Below are 5,796 nucleotides of genomic sequence, written 5' to 3'. Positions count from 1 at the left end.
CCACTGGGCGACCTGGGAAGACCCATTCAAGAAGCCTGCCTACCTGTTCGCGTTGGTGGCCGGTGACTTGTGGTGTGTCGAAGACACTTTCACCACCATGACCGAGCGCTCCGTGGCGCTGCGCATTTATGTCGAGCCAGAAAACATCGACAAGTGCCAGCACGCCATGAACAGCCTGAAGAAGTCCATGCGTTGGGACGAAGAAGTCTACGGTCGCGAGTACGACCTGGACATCTTCATGATCGTCGCGGTCAACGACTTCAACATGGGCGCCATGGAGAACAAGGGCCTCAACATCTTCAACTCCAGCGCCGTGCTGGCCCGTGCCGAAACCGCTACCGACGCCGCGCACCAGCGGGTCGAAGCGATCGTCGCCCACGAATACTTCCACAACTGGTCGGGCAACCGCGTGACCTGCCGCGACTGGTTCCAGCTGTCGCTCAAGGAAGGCTTCACCGTGTTCCGCGATTCGGAGTTCTCGGCCGACATGAACTCGGCCACGGTCAAGCGCATCCAGGACGTGGCGTACCTGCGCACCCACCAGTTCGCCGAAGACGCCGGCCCCATGGCTCACGCCGTACGCCCGGACAGCTTCATCGAGATTTCCAACTTCTACACCCTGACCGTGTACGAAAAGGGTTCGGAAGTGGTCGGCATGATCCACACCTTGCTCGGGGCCGATGGCTTCCGCAAAGGCAGCGACCTGTACTTCGAACGCCATGACGGCCAGGCCGTGACCTGCGACGACTTCATCAAGGCCATGGAAGATGCCAATGGCGTCGACCTGACCCAGTTCAAGCGCTGGTACAGCCAGGCCGGCACACCGCGTCTGGCGGTGAGCGAGTCCTACGACGCCACGGCGAAAACCTACAGCCTGACCTTCCGCCAGAGCTGCCCGGAAACCCCGGACAAGGTTGAGAAGCTGCCGTTCGTGATTCCGGTGGAGCTGGGTCTGCTTGATTCGAAAGGCGCGGCAATTGCATTGCGTCTGTCCGGTGAAGCCAGTGCTCAAGGCACTTCGCGGGTGATCTCGGTGACTGAAGCCGAGCAGACTTTCACTTTCGTCGACATTGCTGAAAAACCACTGCCGTCGTTGCTGCGCGGCTTCTCGGCGCCGGTGAAACTGAGCTTCCCGTACGACCGCGATCAACTGATGTTCCTGATGCAGCATGACAGCGACGGTTTCAACCGTTGGGATGCCGGCCAGCAGTTGTCGGTGCAGGTGCTGCAAGAGTTGATCGCCCAGCAGCAGAAGGGCGAGGCGCTGGTGCTGGATCAGCGTCTGGTTGCAGCCCTGCGTACCGTGCTGTCCGACGAGACGCTGGATCAGGCGATGGTCGCTGAAATGCTCTCGCTGCCAAGCGAGGCATACCTGACCGAAATCAGCGAAGTGGCTGATGTGGAAGCGATCCACACCGCTCGCGAATTTGCGCGCAAGCAACTGGCGGACACGCTGTTCGAAGCGCTGTGGCTGCGTTATCAGGCCAATCGCGATCTGTCGAAGAAGACTCCGTATGTGGCCGAGGCCGAGCACTTCGCCCGCCGCGCACTGCAGAACATTGCGTTGTCCTACCTGATGCTCAGCGACAAGCCAGAAGTATTGGCGGCAACCCTTGAGCAGTTCGACAGCTGCGACAACATGACCGAGCGCCTGACCGCGTTGGCCGTGTTGGTGAATTCGCCGTTCGAAACGCAGAAAGCCAAGGCACTGGCGAGCTTCGCCGAGCACTTCAAGGACAATCCGCTGGTCATGGATCAGTGGTTCAGCGTTCAGGCCGGCAGTGTATTGCCAGGCGGTCTGGCGCGGGTCAAAGCCTTGATGCAACACCCGGCGTTCAACATCAAGAATCCGAACAAGGTGCGGGCACTGGTCGGCGCGTTTGCCGGGCAGAACCTGATCAACTTCCACGCGGCGGATGGTTCCGGGTATCGGTTCCTGGCGGATCTGGTGATTGAGCTCAACGGCTTCAATCCGCAGATTGCTTCTCGCCAACTGGCGCCGCTGACGCGCTGGCGTAAGTACGACAGCGCCCGTCAGGCGTTGATGAAAGGCGAACTGGAGCGGATTCTCGCTTCGGGGCAGCTGTCCAGCGACGTGTACGAAGTGGTCAGCAAAAGCCTGGCCTGATCTGGTTGCCTGCTCTCTCAAGTGTTCACTCGGACCTTGTGGGGGCGGGCTTGCTCGCGATGGCGGCCTGATAGCCGACCGGGATTTTTGATGGAGTACATATCCATTTCTGCGGTAACGGCTACTTAGGGTTTCGCCCTTACGGCGAGGCACTTTTGGCAAACGCCCCAAAAGTACCCAAAAGGTCTCGCCCCAAGCGTCCGGCCCCTCGCTGAGGCTCGGCGTTCCTTCGCTCCGGTATCCATCTGGGGGCATCGCCCTACGGTCTGCTTCGCTACGACCTACATGCGATGGGTTCGACTGCGTCGAACGGCGCTGCGCGCCAATCCCCAGATGAACACCTGCGCTCAGCCTCCCGAAGGGGCGGGTAGATCAAGATCAAGATCAAAAGCCAAAGCAAAGCAAATGCAAGATCAAAAGATCGCAGCCTCGCTTCGCTCGACATCTCCTACAGGGAAATGCGTCCGCTTGAGATCAGGCCGGCCGGTAGGCCGCCTTGTTTTTGATTTTGACGCACCGCCCCCTCGAGAGGCCGAGTGGAGGTTCTGCGTAGTGGGCAACCCGGCATGGATGCCGGGTTAGCCGCCCCCGGCCATGGATGGCCGATGGCGGCGGGCCCACGGAGCAGGACCGGAACGAGGGCACCCTGAGCCTAGGCGAAGGGCCGAACGACAGGGGCAAGAGCGCTTTGGTTACTTTCGCGCTTTTCGAAAGTGACTCGCTGTAAGAGCGAAACCGCCAGCCGCCGTTACCGCAGAAACGGATATGTACCCCAGACCCCGATCACCTCTGCGAATGTCCCTCCATTCAGTCTCTGCGCATATCCCCCCGGTTAACAAAACATAACGTGGCGTCGATTGTCAGACCTTTCCAAACCCCGATAGGATAAGCCCAGCTTCCGAAGGGGCTCTGGATTGCGGGTTTCAGGACTATGCTCTGGAATAGGGCAGTCCCGGTGAGCACCCCCTTACGGCGCCCTGAAAGGTTGAATGACCTAACAATAATAATGGGGGAAGGTCTATGAGTGAGCCTGTCATGGGTGTGAGTATTTGCCGCCCGCCGGCGTTACGCAGGTTCGCGTTGCTGGCTACAGCGCTCTCGCTGTTGGGTTGTGCCGTGTTGTCGGCTCCTGTGCTGGCCGCTGCCGCGCCGACCACCGACGTGGTTTATTCCATTGAATCCGCCAAGGCCAGCAAAGGCCTGATGCTCGATGTCGTGCATGCCGGCAAACGCCTGGTGGCGGTCGGCGATCGCGGGCACATTCTTTATTCCGATGACCAGGGCGCAACCTGGACCCAAGCCAAGGTGCCGACCCGGCAACTGCTGACAGCGGTATTTTTTGTCGATGACAAGCACGGTTGGGCCGTCGGCCATGACGCGCAGATCCTCGCCAGTGAAGACGGCGGTGTCACCTGGACCAAGCAATTCGAAGACCTGCGCCGCGAATCGCCGCTGCTCGACGTCTGGTTCAAGGACGTCAACAGCGGCTATGCCGTGGGCGCCTACGGTGCCTTGCTGGAAACCACCGACGRTGGCAAAAACTGGGAAGACGTCAGCGATCGCCTGGCCAACGAAGACCAGTACCACCTCAACGCCATAGCTGCAGTCAAGGATTCCGGCATTTTCATCGTCGGCGAGCAGGGCAGCATGTTCCGTTCCGCCGATGAAGGGCAGACCTGGGAAAAGCTTGAAGGCCCCTACGAGGGCTCGCTGTTCGGCGTCATCGGCACCGCGCAACCGGCCACGCTGCTGGTCTACGGCTTGAGGGGCAATCTCTACCGCTCCACGGATTTCGGCACCACCTGGGAGCAGGTCGAACTCAAGGCTGCACGGGGTGCGCTGGAATTCGGCCTGTCCGGCGCCACATTGCTCGACGACGGTTCCATCGTGATCGTCGGCAATGGTGGCAGTGTCATTCGCAGCAGCGACGACGGCGAAACCTTCAGCGTGTTCAACCGTCCCGATCGCATTTCCGTCTCGTCGGTCACGGCGGCGGGTAACGGTAATCTGATTCTGGCAGGCCAGGGCGGCGTGCGCGTCACCTCGCCAACGGGCGCAGAGAATGGCACAAACGGGTCGTCCAAATGAGCCGGGCAAATAATAAGAAGGCGGGTCTATGACATCCTTAAGCACTCCTCATCAGGACAAGGCGACGTTTCTTGAGCGCCTGATCTTCAACAACCGCCCGGCGGTGATCGTCATCTGCCTGCTGGTCAGTATTTTCCTGTTCTGGCAGGCGACGCTGATCCGGCCGTCCACCAGTTTCGAAAAAATGATCCCGCTCGAGCATCCGTTCATTGAAAAGATGATGGAGCACCGCAACGATCTGGCGAACCTGGGCAACACCGTACGGATTTCCGTTGAAGCCACCGATGGCGACATCTTCTCCAAGGAGTACATGGAGACTCTGCGCCAGATCAACGACGAGGTGTTCTACATCTCCGGCGTCGACCGTTCCGGCCTCAAGTCGCTGTGGAGCCCGAGCGTGCGCTGGACCGAGGTGACGGAGGAGGGCTTCGCCGGTGGTGAGGTGATTCCCCAGAGCTATAACGGCTCCCAGCAGAGCCTCGACCTGCTGCGCAACAACGTGCTCAAGTCCGGGCAAGTCGGGCGGCTGGTGGCCAACGACTTCAAGTCGAGCATCGTCGACATCCCGCTGCTGGAGTCCTACCCGGACCCGCAAGACCAGGGCAAGTTGCTGGTACTGGACTACCGCAAGTTCTCGCATGAACTTGAAGACAAGATCCGCAACAAGTTCGAAACCCAGAACCCTAACGTGAAGATCCACATTGTCGGGTTCGCCAAGAAAGTCGGCGACCTGATCGATGGGCTGGTCATGGTGGTGATGTTCTTCGGCGTCGCCTTCGTCATCACCCTGATCCTGCTGTACTGGTTCACCAACTGCATGCGCAGCACCGTGGCAGTACTGAGTACGACGCTGGTGGCGGTGGTCTGGCAGCTCGGCTTGATGCACTTTTTCGGCTTCGGGCTGGATCCGTACTCGATGCTGGTGCCGTTCCTGATCTTCGCCATCGGGATTTCCCACGGCGTGCAGAAAATCAACGGTATCGCCTTGCAGTCCAGCGAGGCGGACAACGCACTGACTGCGGCGCGGCGAACATTCCGTCAGTTGTTCCTGCCGGGGATGATCGCGATCCTCGCGGATGCGGTGGGCTTTATCACGCTGTTGATCATCGACATCGGCGTGATTCGTGAACTGGCCATCGGCGCGTCCATCGGCGTGGCGGTGATCGTATTCACCAACCTGATCCTGCTGCCGGTAGCTATTTCCTACGTGGGTATCAGCAAACGCGCCGTCGACCGCAGCAAGAAAGACGCGCACCGCGAGCATCCCTTCTGGCGCCTGCTGGCGAACTTTGCCAGCCCGAAAGTCGCACCGGTCTCCATTCTCCTGGCGCTGATCGCCTTTGGCGGTGGCCTTTGGTACAGCCAGAACCTGAAAATCGGCGACCTCGACCAGGGCGCGCCGGAACTGCGTCCGGACTCGCGTTACAACAAGGACAACAGCTTCATCATCAACAACTACTCCACCAGTTCCGACGTGCTGGTGGTAATGGTCAAGACCAAGCCTGAAGGGTGCTCGCGCTATGAAGCCATGGCACCGATCGACGAGCTGATGTGGAAGATGCAGAACACCGAGGGCGTGC

General features: G+C 59.9%; 3 protein-coding genes. All 3 read left to right on the top strand.

The features are described from left to right. A partial coding sequence (gene pepN / locus AC1DLB_RS19350) for an aminopeptidase N (RefSeq protein ID WP_477785462.1) occupies positions 1-2,128 on the top strand: 2,128 nt, incomplete at its 5' end. A gap of 1,020 nt (positions 2,129-3,148) precedes the next feature. After that, a complete protein-coding gene (locus AC1DLB_RS19345) occupies positions 3,149-4,216 on the top strand; it encodes a WD40/YVTN/BNR-like repeat-containing protein (protein ID WP_477785461.1) in 1,068 nt (355 codons plus the stop codon). A gap of 28 nt (positions 4,217-4,244) precedes the next feature. Beyond that, the coding region (locus AC1DLB_RS19340) for an efflux RND transporter permease subunit (RefSeq protein ID WP_477785460.1) at positions 4,245-5,796 on the top strand (1,552 nt) is incomplete at its 3' end.

It is taken from the genome of Pseudomonas sp. 05N434 (assembly GCF_056396965.1).
Note: the sequence above shows the minus strand (reverse complement) of the source record. Positions and strands in the feature narration are given on the sequence as shown.